This is a genomic window from Sphingobacterium sp. FBM7-1 (assembly GCF_020687765.1).
Classification (GTDB): Bacteria; Bacteroidota; Bacteroidia; order Sphingobacteriales; family Sphingobacteriaceae; genus Sphingobacterium.
The window spans coordinates 763,848-782,310 of the sequence record NZ_JAJEWJ010000001.1 but is presented as its reverse complement, the minus strand read 5'-3'; the positions used below and the strand labels follow the sequence as shown (position 1 = coordinate 782,310).

Below are 18,463 nucleotides of genomic sequence, written 5' to 3'. Positions count from 1 at the left end.
CTTATCTTATGTGTAGGATTTTTTCCTTATACAGTTTTGCCGTACAGTTCCTCACGTTGTGCTTTGACAACGTCGGAGTTGATATACTCATCGTAGGACATCAGTTTGTCAATAACACCATTTGGCGTAAGCTCGATGATGCGGTTCGCAACGGTCTGCGTAAGCTCGTGGTCACGCGAGGTGAATAACATGGAACCTTTGAAGTCTACCATACCGTTGTTTAACGCGGTAATGGACTCCAAATCAAGGTGGTTTGTCGGCTCATCGAATAACAGGAAGTTGGCGCCTTGAAGCATCATTTTAGAGAACATACAGCGCATTTTTTCTCCACCGGATAATACCGATACTTTTTTAAGTACTTCCTCGCCGGAAAATAACATTTTTCCAAGGAACCCCCGGATAAATTGTTCATCTGCTTCCGGTTTTGACGTGTAATTACGAAGCCAATCCACGAGATTTTCGTCACGTCCTTCAAAATACGCAGCATTCTCGATCGGCATGTCCGTTGGGGTAATGGTAACACCCCATTTGAATTCGCCGCCAAAATCATTGTCGCGCCCCGCTAGTATTTCGTAAAATGCGGAAGTAACCAACGAATTCTCTGACAATAAAGCGATTTTGTCGCCCTTATTGATCATGAAGGTAACGTCTTTAAAATACACTTCACCGTTAACGGATTTGCTTAAACCCTCTACCTGCAATATTTGGTCGCCAGGTTCGCGGTCCATTTGGTTGAACATAATCGCCGGATACTTCCGGTTGGAAGGCTTGATCTCCTCGACATTGAGTTTTTCCAATGCTTTTTTCCGGGAAGTAGCCTGCTTCGATTTGGAAGCATTGGCCGAGAAGCGACGGATGAATTCCTGCAACTCCTTCACTTTATCTTCCATTTTTTTGTTTTGATCCGCCCGCTGTTTCAGCGCCAGTTGAGAAGATTCATACCAGAAACTATAGTTACCGGTGTAAATGTTCATCTTGCCAAAATCTATATCGACAATATGGGTACACACATGGTCCAAAAAGTGACGGTCGTGCGAAACGACTAAGACAGTAGCTTCATAGCCTGCTAAGAAATCTTCTAACCATGCAATGGTATTGATGTCCAAGTCGTTGGTAGGCTCATCGAGAATCAAAATATCAGGATTGCCGAATAACGCCTGCGCTAATAGTACGCGTACCTTTTCGTTACCATCAAGTTCTTGAACTAATTTGTAATGGAGATGTTCTTTGATGCCTAGGTTACTCAATAAAGTGGCTGCATTGCTTTCTGCGTTCCACCCATCCATTTCTGCGAAGAGACTCTCTAATTCGCCGGCACGTTCGCCGTCCGCATCGGAAAAATCCTCTTTCATATAGATGGCATCTTTCTCTTTCATCACCTTATACAGCTCCTGGTCCCCCATCATGACCGTTTCGAGAACGGTGAATTCATCAAATTCGTAATGATTCTGTTTTAATACAGACATACGCTCGCCCGGGGTAAAAGCAACGGAGCCTGTCGAAGGATCGATCTCACCTGAAATTATTTTCAGGAATGTCGATTTACCAGCACCGTTGGCTCCTATGATTCCATAGCAGTTTCCAGGTGTAAATTTCAAATTTACATCTTCAAACAGCACGCGCTTCCCGAAACGAAGCGATAAATTGGATACATTAATCATGTTGCAAAGATACAGTTTTCTTTTGTTCTTTATCTATTTGTGTATGTCCCAACTGGGACGGCTACGGAAATGAATTTAAGCAGGGAAAGCAGTGTCTATTGTGACGCGACCTGGATATTCCTCCAAAGCTTTTGCTAGGCAGGTCAACGCATTACGTAGATCTTCTTGTTTGAGAACATAGGCGATGCGTACCTGATCGATTCCGGCGTTAGGCGTGCTGTAAAAGCCGGTAGCAGGAGCCATCATGACCGTTTCGTTATTATGAGAAAATTCTTCTAAGATCCATTGACAGAACTTGTCGGCATTGTCTATGGGAAGTTTCGCGACGACGTAAAACGCACCCCCAGGAACCGGGCATGATACGCCTGGAATTTGGTTTAATCCTTCTACAAGTGTGTCGCGCCGTGCCGTATATTCTTTGGATACCGATTCGAAATAACTATCTGGTGTATCTATGGCTGCCTCTGCTGCAATCTGTCCTTCTAGCGAAGGGCTTAAGCGGGTTTGTGCAAACTTCAGTGCAGTTTGATACAAGTCCTTATTTTTGGTGATTAAACAGCCGATGCGCGCACCACACGCCGAGTAGCGTTTGGAGACGGTGTCGATAATAACAACGTGTTCGTCCAGCCCCTCAAGGTGCATGGGAGAAACAAATGTATTGCCATCATAACAAAACTCGCGATAAGCCTCGTCTGCAAAAAGATAGAGATCGTACTTTAAACACAAGTCACGCAGGGATTCCATTTCTTCCCGCGAATAAAGGTAACCTGTGGGGTTATTGGGATTACAGATGGCTATCGCCCGTGTTTTATCCGTAATTACTTTTTCGAATTCAGCGATCGGCGGCAACGCAAACCCCGTGTCGATATAGGATAGGATAGGTTTGACAACGGCGTCCGCTACGCAAGCAAATCCATTGTAGTTCGCATAAAACGGTTCGGGGATAATGATTTCATCTCCCGGACTAAGGCAGCTTTGCATAGCAATGGTAAGTGCTTCGGACCCGCCATGGGTTACTAGAATGTCGCTCGGAGCGATATTGTAGCCCACCTTATTATAATATGATGCTAGTTTTTCTCGGTAGGAGGCGATGCCTTCAGAAGCTGTGTATGCCCATATAGAGAAGTTGATGTCTTTTAGGGCATTTAGCATAACTTCCGGCGTTTCTATGTCGGGTTGTCCAATATTCAGATGGTATACTTTCTTCCCTTCTTTTTTAGCCTGTTCTGCATACGGCGTAAGCTTTCTAATAGGGGAAGCGGGCATATCTATGCCCCTTTTTGATATTTCTGGCATTACCTTGTACGTTTATAGTTTCTGCAAAACTAATAAAAAAAGCCATCAATTGACGGCCTTTTACGGAATCTATATTGCTGCTTCTTCAGTTGGAAAGAGAATTATTCTACATTTCCTTTAATCGTCAAGGTTTTGATAGGTGTTTTAGTGTTTGATTTAATGGTGAATTGCTTCGTGAAAGGCCCTCTCGCCGCGGCGTTATAAGTGACCGATACGTTGCCTGTATCTCCCGGCTTAATCGGGGTTTTCGTAAACTCTGCTACAGAGCAGCCACAAGAAGGTTTTACTTCGTTGATAATAATGGGAGCGTCTCCGGTATTAGAGAACTGAAAGCTGTATGAGGCAGGTTTATTATGCGGGATATTCCCGAAATCATGTGTTTCTTTTTCAAATTTAAATTCTCCGATAGCTACCGCCATTGATACGAAACCAATGATCGCTACAAACGTCGCCAATATTCCTAATGTTCTTTTCTTCATCTTACTATTTCTTTAACGCTAAACTTCTATAAACTCAATATAATATCAAATTATCAAAAGATACGCCAAAATTATAAATAGCGCAAAATATAGCGATTGATTTCTGTGAAATAAACAAAAATATTACAGAGTGCGTTATAGGATGCCTTCTTTTAAGAGATCTTGTATATGTATTATACCAGCGTAAAATCCGTCTTGGAGGACAATCAGCTGGGATATATTGTGTTGACGTAGGATGTGAAGCGCATCTGCCGCAAGTGCTTCTCTATGGATATGTTTGGGGCTGTTAGTCATGATATCTTTTGCCGTTAACGGACTGATGTCATCATGTTTTTCCAGCATCCTGCGAATATCTCCGTCCGTAATAATCCCCACGATCAGGTCGTCTTCAATCACGGCAGTAGCACCCAAGCGATCTTTGGTGATTGTAATGATTACTTCGCGCACACTTGCTGAAGGAGGGACTGCTGGTTTTCCGTTGTTATCTGACAGATCGCTAACCTTTAAGTATAACTGTTTGCCGAGTGCACCTCCGGGGTGATATTTGGCAAAATCGCGGTCGGAAAATTGTCGACATGTTTGGAGACAAACGGCTAACGCATCTCCCATGGCGAGCTGTGCCGTTGTGCTGGTGGTGGGAGCTAGGTTGTTTGGACAGGCTTCTCGTACGACGGATGTGTTGAGGATGAAATCGGCCTGCTGAGCCAGAAAAGAATCCATATTGCCTACCATTGCTACTAGCGTGTTACCGGTTTGCTTGAGAAAAGGGACCAGTACTTTGATTTCTGGCGTATTACCACTTTTAGAAAGCGCAATAATAAGATCGTGTTTTTGGATAATACCGAGATCGCCGTGAATGGCGTCGGCAGCATGCATAAAGATAGCCGGTGTACCGGTTGAATTAAGTGTGGCTACTATTTTTTGAGCGATGATAGCACTCTTGCCTATACCGGTCACGATAATGCGGCCGGGTAGGCCTAATATCTGATTTACAACCTTTACAAAATCATCGTCAATGAATTGCGCCAACTTATAAATTGCCGCGGCTTCCAGTTCCAATGTGTCTATTGCAGTCTTTTTGATATCGATGTTGTGTATCACAGAAAAAATAGTTAATTTTATATTAATAACTACAAAAGTAATTATTAAACGCTCATATGCGTCTCGGATCCATCTAATTTTGTTTTGAGGTCAATGGAAATAGAAAAATCACTATTTGACAATTTGCAGGAGTTTTTTGGCTTTGATACCTTTAAAGGGGATCAAGAAGCTATAATAACAAACATATTGAATAAAAAGGATACGTTTGTTATTATGCCTACAGGTGGAGGGAAGTCCATTTGTTATCAATTGCCTGCACTGATGAGCGAAGGTACTGCCATCGTCATTTCGCCGCTGATAGCACTGATGAAGAATCAAGTTGATCAATTGCGGGCATTTGGAGGGAATGACAGCATTGCACATTTTTTGAATTCCTCGCTCAACAAGGGAGAGATTACCAAGGTGAAAAAGGATGTGACGGACGGTAAAACCAAGCTGCTTTACGTTGCGCCGGAGTCGTTAGCAAAGGAAGAGAACGCACTTTTTCTAAGACAGATTAAAGTTTCCTTCGTTGCCGTGGATGAAGCCCATTGTATTTCGGAATGGGGGCATGATTTCCGTCCGGAATACCGCAAAATAAGACAGGTTATCAATGGGATTGGGGAGAATATCCCTATTATCGCATTGACAGCAACGGCTACCCCTAAAGTGCAATCGGATATTCGTAAGAATTTACAGATGAATGATGCGACGCTGTTCAAATCGTCTTTTAATCGGTCAAATTTATACTACGAGGTACGTCCGAAAAAAAACGTAGTTAAGGAGATTGTAAAGTTTATTCGTAATAACGCTGGTAAAACAGGTATTATATATTGCCTCAGCCGCAAAAAGGTGGAGGAGGTGGCCGAAGTGCTTAATATTAATGGTATAAAAGCATTACCTTATCATGCCGGACTTGATGCAAAGACCCGAGCCGATACACAGGACAAGTTCCTGATGGAAGATGTGGAAGTTATCGTGGCTACTATTGCGTTTGGAATGGGAATTGACAAACCGGACGTGCGGTATGTTATTCATCATGATATTCCCAAGTCTATGGAAGGGTATTACCAAGAGACGGGGCGCGCCGGCCGGGATGGTGGTGAGGGTATTTGTTTAGCATTTTATTCTGAAAAGGATATTGAAAAGCTAACCAAGTTCATGAAAGATAAGCCCGTCTCTGAAAGAGAGATCGGTACACAGATATTAAAAGAAGTAATCGATTATTCGGAATCATCGGTATGTCGACGGAAACAGATTTTGCATTACTTTGGTGAGCAGTTCGATGAGACGGGCTGTAATAGTATGTGTGATAATTGCCGGGCACCCAAAACATATTTTGATGCAGAAGAAAATTTAATAGCGATTCTGCGTTTTATTGAGCAAGAAGGAGAAAAATTTGATGATCATCACATCATCAATGTCATGATAGGGCAGAATAACCAACCGGTTTCCTCGTATAAACATGATGTGCATCCCTTGTTTGGAACAGGGAAGAGCTTAGGCGTGAACTATTGGAAATCGCTAATTCGTCAAACCGAATTAAATAACTTCCTGAAAAAAGATATCGACCATTATGGTTTGTTAACTTTGACCGAGCACGGGAGAAGGTATTTAGCCAACCCATATAATATTAGATTTATTCTCAACCGAATAATGGAACGGGCCGATGAGGATGGCACAGAGGATGTCGTTCAGGCGTCCGGAACATTGGATACAGAGTTGTTGAAAATGTTGAAAGAGTTGCGGAGGAAAATAGCTAAGCAGAAATCGCTGCCGCCTTTTGTAATCTTTCAGGATCCTTCACTAGACGAGATGTGTACGCATTATCCGGTAAGTTTAGATGAGTTAAAGCAAATGCATGGCGTTGGGGCGGGTAAAGCGCTTAAATTTGGTAAACCATTTGTGGAGCTCATAAAGCAGTACGTGGATGAAAATGATATAGACCGTCCGCTGGATCTCGTCATCAAAAGTACCGCAAACAAATCGGCATTGAAAGTTTCTATTATCCAAAATATCGATAGAAAAATTGGTTTAGACGATATCGCATCTTCTAAGGGTATTAGTTATGAAAATTTACTTAAAGAGGTAGAGTCTATTGTCAACTCAGGAACAAAGCTCAATATCGGGTATTTTGTGGATGAAATGATTGATAGTGATCGACAGGAAGAGGTGTATGACTACTTCCGGACGGCCGAGGTAGATTCCATTCAAGAAGCTCTGAATGAGCTTGGTGAAGATGACTACACGTATGAGGATGTGCAGTTAATGCGGATTAAATTCATGTCTGAGTTAGGGAATTAACCACCAAAATATATGATTCAACAATATCTACCTGCTATTCAGCATGGAAATTCTTCACGTTTTTTTTTAATGGCCGGACCCTGTGCTATAGAAGGCGAGGAGATGGCGATGCGTATCGCCGAACGGATCGTAAAGATTACGGACAAATTTGAAATACCCTATATTTTTAAAGGTTCATACCGCAAAGCCAATCGCTCGCGTGCAGATTCATTTACGGGGATAGGAGACGAAAAAGCATTAAGAATATTGGAAAAGGTAGGGCAGACTTTCGGTGTTCCAACTGTAACTGATATTCATGAAAGTCAAGAGGCAGCTGTTGCAGCTGCGTATGTGGATGTGTTACAGATTCCGGCATTTCTTTGTAGACAAACCGAATTACTGGTCGCCGCTGCGGAGACGGACAAAGTGATCAATATTAAGAAAGGCCAATTTCTATCGGCAGCATCGATGAAGTTTGCCGTGGATAAGGTAAAAGATGCCGGTAATGAAAAAGTGTTTTTGACCGATCGAGGAAATACCTTTGGTTATCAGGATTTGATTGTGGATTTTAGGGGATTACCTGAAATGCGATCTTTTGGTGTGCCGACGGTTATGGATTGTACACATTCCCTGCAGCAGCCTAACCAAAGTTCGGGTGTTACAGGTGGAAAACCCCAGCTTATCGAGACGATTGCTAAAGCGGCCATTGCGGTGGGGGCAGATGGTTTATTTATAGAGACGCATCCTGATCCCGCTAATGCAAAATCGGATGGGGCAAATATGTTGCACCTCGACTTATTAGAAGGTTTGCTGGAGAAGTTGGTTCGTGTAAGGGAAGCGGTGATATGAAAATTAGCGCTGGGTTTAATCCCGGCGCTAATTTTTTAGAATAAATTTATTGTCGCCTTCGACGACGATATTAATCATATCTTTCTGGCGTAGGCCTTTTGTAGCAAGGTCCCACTTTTTGCCACTCAGTCCCGTAGCCTCTTTCACGTCAGCTAAGTTATTCCGTTCTTGTTGGAGCTGGGCTAAGACAAGTTTTTCTTCATCTGTTAGCTCAATGGTGATTTCCTTTTTCTCCGGACGCATCTGTGGGAAAAACAATACTTCTTGAATAGAAGCATTATTGGTCAGGAACATAATCAAACGGTCCATACCGATGCCAAGCCCCGAAGTAGGAGGCATACCGTATTCCAGCGCGCGTAAGAAATCCTGATCGATAAACATCGCTTCATCATCTCCTTTTTCCGAAAGACGAAGTTGGTCTTCAAAACGTTCACGCTGGTCTAGCGGATCGTTTAGCTCGGAATAAGCATTCGCGATTTCCTTTCCGCATACCATGAGTTCAAAGCGTTCTGTCAACTCCGGATTGTTACGGTGTTTTTTGGTTAAGGGCGACATTTCGATAGGGTAATCGGTGATGAATGTAGGTTGTATATAATTGCCTTCACATTTTTCGCCGAAGATCTCGTCAATTAATTTGCCTTTTCCCATCGTGTCATCGACGCTGATACCCATTGTCTTAGCGGCTTCCCGAATTTCTGCCTCCGATTTGCCGATAATATTGAAGCCGGTAAATTCTTTAATGGCATCGGCCATTGTTACACGCTTATAAGGAGCTCTGAAGTCAATTTCGTATTCTCCGAAGGTTGCTTTCGTTGTGCCATTCACAGCAAGTGCACAATGTTCGAGTAACCGCTCCGTAAAGCTCATCATCCAGTTGTAGTCTTTGTAAGCTACGTATATTTCCATGACGGTAAACTCTGGATTGTGTGTTCGGTCCATTCCCTCGTTACGGAAGTTTTTCGAAAACTCATATACACCATCAAACCCGCCGACAATAAGCCGTTTAAGGTACAACTCGTTGGCGATGCGTAGATACAAGGGTATATCTAACGCGTTGTGGTGGGTAATGAATGGACGCGCAGCTGCGCCTCCGGGGATAGCTTGAAGAACAGGTGTTTCGACCTCCATATAGCCAGCCTCGTTAAAAAACGTACGCATGGCATTGAACAGTTTCGTGCGCTTAATGAATCTTTCCCGGTTTTGCGGGTTAACGATTAAGTCTACGTATCGCATACGATACCGCTGTTCTGGATCGGTAAATGCATCATACGTTTTACCATCAGCTTCTTTGACAATAGGCAGGGGGCGCAATGTTTTAGTTAATATCGTGAGCTTTTCGACATGAATCGAGATTTCACCTGTTTGGGTGGTGAAAACATATCCTTCGATGCCGAGAATATCCCCAATATCTAATAGTTTCTTGAAAACTGTGTTGTATAATGTTTTGTCTTCACCTGGGCAAATGTCGTCGCGTTTGACATACGCTTGGATGCGGCCAGTCGCATCTTGTAGCTCCATGAATGATGCGCTTCCCATAATACGGCGGCTCATCATCCTTCCGGCAAAACGGATATTTTTATAATTTAACTTATCTCTTTCGTAGTTTTCCAAGATATCGGCAGCCGAAACATTTACTTTAAACTCGTCCGCTGGATAGGGGTTAATACCTAAGTCAATAAGGGCTTGGAGATTTAGTCTACGCTGTTGTTCCTGTTCTGATAATACAGTGCTCATGTTAATGATTCAAAGTGCTAAATGAGAATGCAAAAATAGGAAAAAAAAGTGGATGTTTGTATACGTAGCAAGGAGATTGAAGAGTTGGGGATGCCGTCGTTAAAATATAGTATTTTAAATTTATTCTTTTGTTTAGTTTAGAAAAATAGATTATCTTTGCACCTCAAATTGTTGAATATATTATAATCATAAGATAGAAATGAAAAAAGATCTGCATCCATCAAACTACAGATTAGTTGTTTTCAAAGATATGTCGAACGACTATTCTTTTGTAACTAAATCATGTGTAGACACAAAAGAGACTATTACTTGGGAAGATGGTAATGAGTATCCATTGGTGAAATTGGAGATTTCGCACACCTCACACCCTTTTTATACAGGTAAAATGAAATTGGTTGATACAGCTGGACGTATCGATAAATTCCGTAGCCGTTACCAGAAGTAATCCCGATTATAGGCTTCGGTCAAAATAACTTTAATCCCGATAGGTTCTTCTTGTCGGGATTTTTTTATGTAAATTTATCGGATTATGCGGTTAGAAATCGTCTTACATGATCGAGCCCCATGGCGAGAACATTTGTTGCCAATGGCTTTCACTAGACCGGTTGGGGCGTTTCGAGTGGGAATTTTGACTATCCAAGAAAAATGGCAGTCTATATGGAATGTTCCCGTCAGTTTTTATACAGAGCCTTATCTTCAAGAAAAATTTAAGGGCCCTTCATCGACGGCTCCTTGTTTGGTGGTGCGAGCTAATCTCTGTCCGACAGCGGATCTCGTTGATGCGCTATTTGATTTGGAAGAAGACAGTGTTTTAGAAAAGGATGGGGAGTGGATCGCCTATCGGATAGGTACGTGGTCTGCTGAGCCGAGGAGTGATGCCTTGATTATTCATTCCTATACCGGGGAGTTGCAGCGAATTCAATTCTTAGAAGATATTTATCTGCATAATGCCGAACAGATTGTTTTTGATTTTAACTTGCTGACAAATGGGAAGACTTCGGCAAAGCTCCATGCTTCTAATACGATAATAGGAGATGCCCTTTTTGTAGGAAAAAATGTACAAGCCTTTGCATGCACATTCAATGCGTTGAGCGGCCCGATCTATATAGGAGACGATGTGGTGTTGGAGCAAGGAAGCCATTTAAAGGGGCCGATTGCGATCGGTAAAGGGGCCCGGGTAAAGATGGGAAGCTGTTTGTATCCGAACGTGAGTATTGGCCCATATGCAACCATAGGTGGAGAGATTAATAATAGCGTGATGTGGGAAAATAGTGCAAAAGGACATGCGGGTTACCTGGGGTGTGCGGTAATTGGCGAAGGATGCAATCTGGGAGCAGGTACGAGTAACTCTAATCTCCAGAACAATTGGCAAGCTATTAAGTTGTATGATTATAAACTGGATAACTGGCGAGAAACAGGACGGAATAAAGTAGGGGTATTTATGGGGGATTTTGCCATGTGTGGTATTAATTCATCCATTACAACGGGGGCAGTGATCGGTGTGGGGGCACAGCTATCATTATCAAATATTATTCCGAAGTTTGTGGGAGACTTTTCTTGGATAACCGATCAAAAACAAGAGCGATATGTCTGGCGCAAATTTGAGGATATGTTGAAAATGCGGGGGGATTTAACAAATAAACCGCTGTATGAGGTAGATCTTCGTATATTACAGGAGGTTTATAGCAGGTGTACACAGGAAGAATTTAGTAAATAAAATAGATAACGATAAAAAACGATGAGAAAAAAAATTGTAGCAGGAAACTGGAAAATGAATTTGGACTACGAGAAAGGCGTAAGCTTATTTTCGGAAATTGTGAATATGGTGAAGGACGAGGTAGTAGGCGAACAGGAAGTTATTGTTTGTAGTCCTGCGATCCATTTACATAGTATAGCTAAATTAGCGGCGCCTGTAGGCAATGTGACAGTGGGTGCGCAAAATATTCATCAGGCAGAATCTGGAGCATATACGGGTGAGCTATCTGGCGCACAGGTGAAATCGACGGGTGCGGATTATGTTTTGCTTGGGCATTCCGAGCGTAGGGCATATTTCGGCGAGACAGATGCTTTATTGGCACAAAAAGTGGACGCGGCATTGGCTAATGGTCTTAAACCCATCTTCTGTATAGGAGAGACAAAAGATGAGCGCGAAGGCGGTCAAGTTTTTGATGTGATTAAAACGCAATTGGAAAAGGGTCTATTTCATTTATCGAGTGAAGAATTTGAAAAAGTGGTGTTGGCTTATGAACCCGTTTGGGCTATTGGAACAGGGTTGACGGCGTCACCGGAACAAGCGCAAGAAGTACATGCTTTTATTCGGGAAACGGTAGCGAATCAATACACGGAAAGAATCGCCGAAAACACGACCATACTTTACGGTGGAAGCTGTAATCCGGCAAATGCGAATGAGTTGTTTTCGCAAGCGGATATCGATGGTGGCTTGATTGGTGGAGCTTCCCTAAAATCACGTGACTTTTTAGAAATTGTTAAGGTTTTTAATACAAAATAATGAAGTACTCTTCGGTTACGTTTACTTCTTCCGCTATAGCCGACTGGCAACGGGATCTGCTGGTTGATTCTTTAGGAGCAATTGGTTATGACACCTTCGAACACATTGAACAAGGATTTGTAGCTTATATTCCCACAGCTTCGCTGGATATACAGGCGCTGGAAACATTGTTGTTGCGCGAAGCTGTTGATTTTGATATCCGTTATACGATCACACAAATAGAAGATCAAAATTGGAATGCGCTATGGGAGAGTAATTTTCAGCCGATAACGGTCGATAATATCTGCTATGTACGGGCGACTTTTCATGAAGAGAAGCCAGAGGTGCCGTATGAGATCGTTATTGACCCAAAAATGTCATTTGGGACAGGGCATCATCAAACTACTGCGATGATGCTTTCCTATATTTTAGCTAATAATTTTGAGGACAAAGTAGTGGCTGATATGGGCTGCGGGACGGGTATCCTCGCTATATTGGCGGTTAAGCGTGGAGCGAAACATGTTTTAGCGGTAGATTATGATGAGGTTTGTGTGGCAAGTGTGGAGGAAAATAAATTGCGGAATAATATCGTGTCTATCGATGCGGTCCTGGGATCTGATGAATGTATAAAAGGCAGCGTATTTGATATTATTCTTGCGAATATAAATCGTAATATTCTAATGGATCAATTCGAACAATATGGGCAAAGTACAAAGCCGGGGGGAGAATTGTATATTAGTGGTTTCTATGACGGTGAAGATCTGGAGATATTGAAACAAACCGCCGAATCGGTAGGATTTGTTTACCAAGACAAAAAAGTGCAGGATAGATGGTGTGCAGCGAAATTTGTAAGATGTTGACGTTTTATTTTCAAGAAGTATGCGAGTTCATTTTATAGCGATCGGCGGTGCGGTGATGCATAACTTAGCCATTTCATTGGCGGAGCAAGGGCATCAAGTGAGTGGATCCGATGACCAAGTAGTGGAACCATCAAAATCGAGGTTAAAAAAAGCTGGACTTTTGCCCGAAACGACAGGCTGGTTTCCAGAAGTGATCACCGAGGATATTGATGCCGTTATTTTAGGAATGCATGCTGCAGACGACAATCCGGAGCTGCTCAGGGCGCAAGAGCTGAATATTAAGATCTATTCGTTTCCCGAATTTATCTACGAACAAAGCGTGGATAAAACTCGGGTGGTTGTAGCTGGAACATATGGGAAAACAACCATTATGAGTATGATCATGCACGTGATGAAGAAATTGGGGCGCGATTTTGATTACCTCGTTGGTGCACAACTAGAGGGGTTTGATTCACTGGTTAAACTGACCACGCACAATAAGATCATTTTATTGGAAGGAGATGAATACTATGCTTCTCCGATAGATCATCGCTCGAAGTTTCATCTCTTCCATCCAAATATTGCGTTGATTAGTGGTGTAGAATGGAACGAGAGCAGAGCGAATATGGCGCAGGAGGAATATGTGAAGCAGTTTGAGACGCTTATCGACACGATTGTTCGCAAAGGTACTTTGATCTACAACAAAGATAGTGCGAGTCTGGTGAAAATTGTTGAGGAGACTTCGGAATGTAATATCAACCGGCATGGCTATAAGCTGCCCGAGTATACGATTAATAAGGGGATCACGTATCTACATTTAGGTGAAGAACGTATTCCGTTACAGGTATTTGGAAAATTGAACTTGTCGAACATTGCCGGAGCATATACGGTATGCGAGTGGCTTGGTATAAAACGGGTTGACTTCTACGAAGCGATCAAAGATTTTAAGAGCTCTATTCGTTACCTGGAGTTTGTCGCGAGTGATAACGAACGCGTCGTATACCAAGACTTTCTCTACTCTCCCTATAAACTCCGAACAAGTATACATGCTGTTAAGGAGCAATTTCCGAACCAGGCGCTCGTAACGATCATTGAACTCAATGTGTATGATGTGATCAATAAGAGCTTCTTGGATACTTATCGCGAATCTATGGATGAATCTGATTATGCGGCTATCCTGATTAACAAAGAAGTTATAAAAGATAAAAATATATTATTAAGCAATTTGGGACAGGAAATCCAGCAAGTGTTTAATCATGAGAATTTAGTCTTTTTAACGGATATTCCATCTTTAGAATTGTATTTAGAGGAATTTAAGTCTTTGGGATTCAATTCACTGTTTATGATTTCGCCAGATCATAATAGTATGGATATTGTTAGTTTAGCAGATAAATTCCTTAAAAATTATTAATTATTCTGTAAAAGGCAGTCTTTTTAGTGACTTTTTATTACTTTTGAAGGAAAAGAAGATTATTCCAATAACTTAGGTAGTAAATAGCCGATATGAATGCATTAGGAAAGAAAATTCGCCTATTAAGGCACGGAAAAGGATGGAGTCAAGAAGATGTAGCAAAACGTTTAGATATTTCTATCCCCGCCTTTTCGAAAATTGAAACAGGTATTACGGACGTAAACTTGTCTAGACTGAATCAGATTTCTAAACTATTTGGATTGTCTTTGGTGCAATTATTGTCGACAACCGATTCGGAAGAAGATCGGCAGGCAATGGGTCAAATTGAGGATTTGAATAAACAATTGCAAACTCGGGAAGCAGAAGTAATAGAATTGCAAAAGAAAGTTATCGAGCTGTATGAGCAGCTTCATAAGAAATAGTTGCCTGTCAGTTAAGGCATCAAAAAAGAGAGCATTGGACGATGCTCTCTTTTTTGATTCATATTATTAAGAATCTTCATCAACTTCACGAAATTATTTGTTAAAAATCGTCGTCATCATCGTCGAAATCATCAAACTCGCCGATCGAATCAATCTCATCTAGTTCAAAATCGTCATCATAGACATCATCCGCATCATCTTCGGGACCATTAAAGTTGATAATTTCGTCAATCAAAACTTCTTTTTCTGCCGCTGCCATCATAGTCTTGTCGTGTTAATAAATGATAAATCTGCTGTTTGTTACCGACGGTAAAAATAATCAAGAATCTTCGAACTTGAAATTTTTTTTGTTTTTTTATTGCTTGTTAACCAGTTAGTTAAAATGCTATCAAGCTATTTTGCCACTTCGCCTATACTATTATCGGCAGTGATAATGTCTTTCAGCTGTGGTAGATCTTTAACTGTCTTAACGCCGAAGTGCTGCATAAACTGCCCACTGGTTGCATATAAAAGGGGCTTGCCTATAGTTTCTGCTTTTCCGACAATTTCAATAAGATTTTTTTCCAGCAGTCGTTGAATCGAATAGTCGCAATTTACGCCCCGGATTTGTTCTACTTCTAACTTCGTGATGGGTTGTCGGTAAGCGATAATAGATAGTGTTTCCAATGCAGCTTGGCTCAATTTCTTTTTGTCTTTATGCGCTTGCAGTTGGTTGACCGCTTCGTGGTACTTTGCTTTCGTGAGAAATTGATATTGATTATGGAAAACTTCTAAACTGAAAATTTGATTTTCATCATCGTACTTTTCTGCGATTTTCTTTAAGAGTTCTAAAACCTCTTGTTTATTAATTTCGATGGCTAATGCGTCCTTGAGTACCTGCTTCAGATCATTGACAGTAATTCCCTCTTCTGATGCAAAAATAATAGCCTCTATATTCAGTAATATATCTTTCACAACGAAATACTTTAATAGTTAATAACTTGTTCTTCCATTTGTGGAAGATCCCTGAATTCGTATTTCTGCGTACGTAATTTGGGTTCGAATCCTGCTTCTCGGATGGCTTCCTGTATCGAGGTCGACGTAAATCGATGCGGGGCACCTGCTGCGGAAACAACGTTTTCTTCTATCATGATAGAACCGAAATCATTGGCTCCAGCGTGTAGACAGAGTTGAGCCGTTTTCTTCCCCACGGTAAGCCAAGAGGCCTGTATGTTTTTGATATTCGGTAGCATGATACGACTCAATGCAATCATCCGGATATATTCTTCGCTGCTGACATTATTGGTGATCCCCCGGAGCCGTTTTAATAACGTGCCGTCGTCTTGGAAAGGCCAGGGGATGAATGCTATAAATCCATGGGCGTCGCTAGGTTTTTCGTGCTGGACCTCGCGAATCCATACCAAATGTTCAAAGCGCTCGTCGATGGTCTCAATATGACCAAACATCATGGTCGCGGATGTAGGTAAATTGACCTGATGGGCAGCACGCATCACATCAAGCCATTCTTGTCCGCCACATTTTCCTTTTGAAATCAGCCGGCGAACACGGTCGTTCAGTATTTCGGCTCCTGCACCGGGCAAGGAGTCTAATCCAGATGTTTTTAACGCACGTAGGACTTCGATATGTGATAATCCTTCCAGTTTTGCGATGTGGGCGATTTCCGGTGGGCCTAAAGAATGTAGTTTGAGGGTGGGGTATAGTTCCTTGAGCTGTTTGAACAAAGTGGTGTAAAACTCCAAGCCCAAATCTGGATGATGTCCACCTTGTAACAGCAGCTGGTCTCCGCCATACCGAAAGGTTTCTTCGATTTTCTGTTTGTAGGTTTCAATATCCGTAATGTAACTTTCTTCGTGGCCCGGCCGACGGAAAAAATTGCAAAATTTACAGTTCGCTATACAGACGTTTGTCGTGTTAACGTTACGGTCAATTTGCCAAGTTACCTTACCATGTGGAACTTGTATTTTACGTAAAATATTCGCCACATAGGTCAAATCGGCCGTCGCAGCATTCTGGTATAAATAGATACCCTCTTCCTTAGATAGGAATTCAAAATTAAGCGCACGCGCAAGTAATTTGTCTACATTCATTACTAACAAAGATACGCAGGATTTTTATTTTTTTAACGAAAGCTTCATGCCGCCTATAAACTATTATCCTAAAATATTGTTATATTTATTCGAAAAGGAATATAAAATATTTAAATATCTAATTATGGAACTTACACATATAGCGGATCGTGGCAGATGGCTTGCAGTAAATGACGAGGTACAGATCGGTGAATTGATTTATCGCGTCGAAGACAACGTTATGACTATTTCCCATGCGGAGGTCGAGGCTTTTTACCGTGGAAATAAAATCGCAGAAGAGTTGGTGTTAGCGGCAATCCATCAAGCGCGAGAAAATGATTGGAAGGTAGTTCCGGCTTGTTCGTTTGCCAAAACGGTTTTTGAACGGTATCCTGCTGAACAGGATGTGTTAAAAAAATAGGAGCGGCTACAATATAATTAGCAATATTGCGGAGATGACCACCAAGGTAATGATGAGCGCGCGAAATTCCTTCTCTGGAAGAATCCGAATGATTTTTATACCGATAAAACCGCCGAGCAGAATGAAGGGGATAGCAAATAAATTAAGATAAAAACCAGCCCAGGTAAGGTTGTGCCAAACGAAGGCCTGTAGCGGTATTTTCGCGAAATTTAAAAGCATAATAAACCAAGCAGACGTAGCTGCAAAGCTGATTTTGTCTAGGCGCTTAGAGAGCATATAGACAGATAGGGCAGGCCCAGCAGCGTTGCCGATCATCGTAGAAAAGCCGAGGATAAAGCCAAATACGGGCGAATACCACCGGTTTTTCGTGAGCTGATCCTGTTTCTCTTGCGATGTTCTTCCTAACCAAATCATAATTCCGACACCGACGATAATACAACTGCCGATAAGTAACTTAAATATTTTGTCGTTGATGTAGTTACCGAGTAACAGTCCGACAACTAGACCAAATAAGGAGGCCGGTAGTAGTTTTTTAACCTCTCCCCAAAGAAATTCTTTCCGATAATAAATAACGGCGACCAGATCGGCGATGCAGAGTAAAATCAGGACAATGCCCGTGGAATATTTTGCGCCAAACAAGAATGCAAATAGAGGTACAGCTAACGTACCAATATTTTGAATGCCGGTTTTAGACATCCCGATCAACATGGCACAAAGAAAGTACAAGACCCACCCCATGGGTGAGGAGAGGAGTTGCAACGCTTCGTTCATCAATTAGCTTTTTAGTAAGGCTAACACGCGATCAGCGTCAATTTCACTATAATCGTGAATATACAAGGAACAGGGCGGCAAATCCTCTTTCTGATGAGAGCTCAATACACCGACGACTTTCATTCCGGCATTTCGGGCTGCCGTAACGCCCGAAAAAGAATCTTCGAAAACTACACAAGCGTTAGGTGCTATACCTAGATTATCGGCAGATTTTAAATATACTTCGGGGTGGGGTTTATGCTGCGAAACGTTTTCGCTGGCGAGTATAGACTCCATTTTGGCACCGATTTGAAGTTTATCAACGATTAGGTTCAGGTTTGCCTGCGGTGCGGAGGTGGCTACGGCGGTTTTGAATCCTTTTGATTTTAGATCATCTAGAAACGTTAGATAATGCGGGAGTGGATCAATTTGTTGTTTATAGATCTCTCGAAACAGGGATTCTTTTTCCTCTTCTAATTGTTTTAATTCGTCTCCGGCGATCGTTCTTTTGAAGAAATGGGTCATAATATAACTATTATGTTTTCCATACATATGTTCTTCAAATTCCTTTTCTGTGTAGGGGACTTTATACTTGTCAAAAAAACGTTCGAATGCTTTAGCATGGTAGGGGTTGGTATGGCAGATGACCCCGTCCATATCGAAAATTACTGCAAATTGATCCAT

The 18,463-nt window shown here is 41.9% G+C and carries 19 protein-coding genes; 9 read left to right on the top strand and 10 right to left on the bottom strand.

All coding sequences use genetic code 11. From position 1 onward, the window contains the following. Positions 1 to 26: 26 nt before the first annotated feature. The 4 genes from LKO28_RS03645 to LKO28_RS03630 form a co-directional block, all read right to left on the bottom strand. Complete coding sequence (locus LKO28_RS03645) at positions 27 to 1,661, bottom strand: ABC-F family ATP-binding cassette domain-containing protein (protein ID WP_227693335.1); 1,635 nt, start codon at positions 1,659 to 1,661, stop codon at positions 27 to 29. A 75-nt stretch (positions 1,662 to 1,736) separates the two neighbouring features. Then, positions 1,737 to 2,957, bottom strand: coding sequence for a pyridoxal phosphate-dependent aminotransferase (locus tag LKO28_RS03640; protein ID WP_227693334.1), 1,221 nt, complete (start codon positions 2,955 to 2,957; stop codon positions 1,737 to 1,739). Positions 2,958 to 3,058: 101 nt separating this feature from the next. Next, positions 3,059 to 3,436, bottom strand: coding sequence for a DUF1573 domain-containing protein (locus tag LKO28_RS03635; RefSeq protein WP_227693333.1), 378 nt, complete (start codon positions 3,434 to 3,436; stop codon positions 3,059 to 3,061). Between the two features lie 135 nt (positions 3,437 to 3,571). After that, the gene (locus tag LKO28_RS03630; protein WP_227693332.1) at positions 3,572 to 4,537 is read right to left on the bottom strand and encodes an SIS domain-containing protein; all 966 of its coding nucleotides are present in this window, start codon (positions 4,535 to 4,537) and stop codon (positions 3,572 to 3,574) included. Positions 4,538 to 4,630: 93 nt separating this feature from the next. On the opposite strand from LKO28_RS03630, the gene recQ reads away from it, so the two are divergent. Together recQ and kdsA are read left to right on the top strand one after the other, a co-directional pair. Beyond that, a complete protein-coding gene (gene recQ, locus LKO28_RS03625; protein WP_227693331.1) occupies positions 4,631 to 6,820 on the top strand; it encodes a DNA helicase RecQ in 2,190 nt (729 codons plus the stop codon). A 12-nt stretch (positions 6,821 to 6,832) separates the two neighbouring features. Beyond that, positions 6,833 to 7,648 carry a 3-deoxy-8-phosphooctulonate synthase gene (gene kdsA, locus LKO28_RS03620; protein WP_227693330.1) on the top strand — a complete coding sequence of 272 codons (816 nt, stop codon included), beginning with the start codon at positions 6,833 to 6,835 and terminating at the stop codon, positions 7,646 to 7,648. 27 nt (positions 7,649 to 7,675) lie between these two features. On the opposite strand, the gene lysS is transcribed toward kdsA, so the two are convergent. Next, positions 7,676 to 9,382, bottom strand: a complete 1,707-nt coding sequence (lysS, locus tag LKO28_RS03615) for a lysine--tRNA ligase (protein WP_227693329.1) — start codon at positions 9,380 to 9,382, stop codon at positions 7,676 to 7,678. 199 nt (positions 9,383 to 9,581) lie between these two features. Here lysS and LKO28_RS03610 point away from each other — a divergent pair, with 199 nt between their 5' ends. The 6 genes from LKO28_RS03610 (at position 9,582) to LKO28_RS03585 (ending at position 14,542) form a co-directional block, all read left to right on the top strand. After that, positions 9,582 to 9,827, top strand: a complete 246-nt coding sequence (locus LKO28_RS03610; protein WP_130139794.1) for a type B 50S ribosomal protein L31 — start codon at positions 9,582 to 9,584, stop codon at positions 9,825 to 9,827. 84 nt (positions 9,828 to 9,911) lie between these two features. Next, entirely contained in the window at positions 9,912 to 11,099 is a 1,188-nt protein-coding gene (locus LKO28_RS03605; RefSeq protein WP_227693328.1) for a putative sugar nucleotidyl transferase, read from the top strand. 21 nt (positions 11,100 to 11,120) lie between these two features. Beyond that, on the top strand, positions 11,121 to 11,891 hold the full coding sequence (tpiA, locus tag LKO28_RS03600; protein WP_227693327.1) for a triose-phosphate isomerase: 771 nt from the start codon (positions 11,121 to 11,123) through the stop codon (positions 11,889 to 11,891). Continuing rightward, positions 11,891 to 12,730 carry a 50S ribosomal protein L11 methyltransferase gene (gene prmA, locus LKO28_RS03595; protein WP_227693326.1) on the top strand — a complete coding sequence of 280 codons (840 nt, stop codon included), beginning with the start codon at positions 11,891 to 11,893 and terminating at the stop codon, positions 12,728 to 12,730. The genes tpiA and prmA overlap by 1 nt, the downstream gene beginning before the upstream one ends. Positions 12,731 to 12,749: 19 nt before the next feature. After that, positions 12,750 to 14,120: a Mur ligase domain-containing protein gene (locus LKO28_RS03590; protein WP_227693325.1), complete on the top strand. Its 1,371-nt coding sequence runs from the start codon at positions 12,750 to 12,752 to the stop codon at positions 14,118 to 14,120. A 92-nt stretch (positions 14,121 to 14,212) separates the two neighbouring features. Next, positions 14,213 to 14,542, top strand: coding sequence for a helix-turn-helix domain-containing protein (locus LKO28_RS03585; RefSeq protein ID WP_227693324.1), 330 nt, complete (start codon positions 14,213 to 14,215; stop codon positions 14,540 to 14,542). 100 nt (positions 14,543 to 14,642) lie between these two features. Here LKO28_RS03585 and LKO28_RS03580 read toward each other — a convergent pair whose 3' ends face one another. The 3 genes from LKO28_RS03580 to mqnC form a co-directional block, all read right to left on the bottom strand. After that, positions 14,643 to 14,804, bottom strand: a complete 162-nt coding sequence (locus LKO28_RS03580; RefSeq protein WP_227693323.1) for a hypothetical protein — start codon at positions 14,802 to 14,804, stop codon at positions 14,643 to 14,645. Positions 14,805 to 14,935: 131 nt separating this feature from the next. Further along, complete coding sequence (gene scpB / locus LKO28_RS03575) at positions 14,936 to 15,496, bottom strand: SMC-Scp complex subunit ScpB (RefSeq protein WP_227693322.1); 561 nt, start codon at positions 15,494 to 15,496, stop codon at positions 14,936 to 14,938. An 11-nt stretch (positions 15,497 to 15,507) separates the two neighbouring features. Next, positions 15,508 to 16,629: a cyclic dehypoxanthinyl futalosine synthase gene (gene mqnC / locus LKO28_RS03570; RefSeq protein ID WP_227693321.1), complete on the bottom strand. Its 1,122-nt coding sequence runs from the start codon at positions 16,627 to 16,629 to the stop codon at positions 15,508 to 15,510. Between the two features lie 124 nt (positions 16,630 to 16,753). Here mqnC and LKO28_RS03565 point away from each other — a divergent pair, with 124 nt between their 5' ends. After that, complete coding sequence (locus LKO28_RS03565; RefSeq protein ID WP_227693320.1) at positions 16,754 to 17,029, top strand: GNAT family N-acetyltransferase; 276 nt, start codon at positions 16,754 to 16,756, stop codon at positions 17,027 to 17,029. A 6-nt stretch (positions 17,030 to 17,035) separates the two neighbouring features. Here the strand turns inward: LKO28_RS03565 and LKO28_RS03560 are convergent, their stop codons facing one another. Both LKO28_RS03560 and LKO28_RS03555 read right to left on the bottom strand, forming a co-directional pair. Next, positions 17,036 to 17,800, bottom strand: a complete 765-nt coding sequence (locus LKO28_RS03560; protein WP_227693319.1) for a sulfite exporter TauE/SafE family protein — start codon at positions 17,798 to 17,800, stop codon at positions 17,036 to 17,038. A 3-nt stretch (positions 17,801 to 17,803) separates the two neighbouring features. Beyond that, complete coding sequence (locus LKO28_RS03555; RefSeq protein ID WP_227693318.1) at positions 17,804 to 18,463, bottom strand: HAD family hydrolase; 660 nt, start codon at positions 18,461 to 18,463, stop codon at positions 17,804 to 17,806.

Bases quoted from the DNA above. Each gene is read 5' to 3' on its own strand.
- LKO28_RS03635 (WP_227693333.1), bottom strand. From the start codon at position 3,436: ATGAAGAAAAGAACATTAGGAATATTGGCGACGTTTGTAGCGATCATT.
- lysS (WP_227693329.1), bottom strand. From the start codon at position 9,382: ATGAGCACTGTATTATCAGAACAGGAACAACAGCGTAGACTAAATCTC.
- tpiA (WP_227693327.1), top strand. From the start codon at position 11,121: ATGAGAAAAAAAATTGTAGCAGGAAACTGGAAAATGAATTTGGACTAC.
- prmA (WP_227693326.1), top strand. From the start codon at position 11,891: ATGAAGTACTCTTCGGTTACGTTTACTTCTTCCGCTATAGCCGACTGG.
- LKO28_RS03555 (WP_227693318.1), bottom strand. From the start codon at position 18,463: ATGGATCAATTTGCAGTAATTTTCGATATGGACGGGGTCATCTGCCAT.
- LKO28_RS03640 (WP_227693334.1), bottom strand. From the start codon at position 2,957: ATGCCAGAAATATCAAAAAGGGGCATAGATATGCCCGCTTCCCCTATT.
- kdsA (WP_227693330.1), top strand. From the start codon at position 6,833: ATGATTCAACAATATCTACCTGCTATTCAGCATGGAAATTCTTCACGT.
- LKO28_RS03610 (WP_130139794.1), top strand. From the start codon at position 9,582: ATGAAAAAAGATCTGCATCCATCAAACTACAGATTAGTTGTTTTCAAA.
- LKO28_RS03560 (WP_227693319.1), bottom strand. From the start codon at position 17,800: ATGAACGAAGCGTTGCAACTCCTCTCCTCACCCATGGGGTGGGTCTTG.
- LKO28_RS03605 (WP_227693328.1), top strand. From the start codon at position 9,912: ATGCGGTTAGAAATCGTCTTACATGATCGAGCCCCATGGCGAGAACAT.
- LKO28_RS03565 (WP_227693320.1), top strand. From the start codon at position 16,754: ATGGAACTTACACATATAGCGGATCGTGGCAGATGGCTTGCAGTAAAT.
- mqnC (WP_227693321.1), bottom strand. From the start codon at position 16,629: ATGAATGTAGACAAATTACTTGCGCGTGCGCTTAATTTTGAATTCCTA.
- LKO28_RS03585 (WP_227693324.1), top strand. From the start codon at position 14,213: ATGAATGCATTAGGAAAGAAAATTCGCCTATTAAGGCACGGAAAAGGA.
- LKO28_RS03580 (WP_227693323.1), bottom strand. From the start codon at position 14,804: ATGATGGCAGCGGCAGAAAAAGAAGTTTTGATTGACGAAATTATCAAC.
- LKO28_RS03645 (WP_227693335.1), bottom strand. From the start codon at position 1,661: ATGATTAATGTATCCAATTTATCGCTTCGTTTCGGGAAGCGCGTGCTG.
- LKO28_RS03590 (WP_227693325.1), top strand. From the start codon at position 12,750: ATGCGAGTTCATTTTATAGCGATCGGCGGTGCGGTGATGCATAACTTA.
- recQ (WP_227693331.1), top strand. From the start codon at position 4,631: ATGGAAATAGAAAAATCACTATTTGACAATTTGCAGGAGTTTTTTGGC.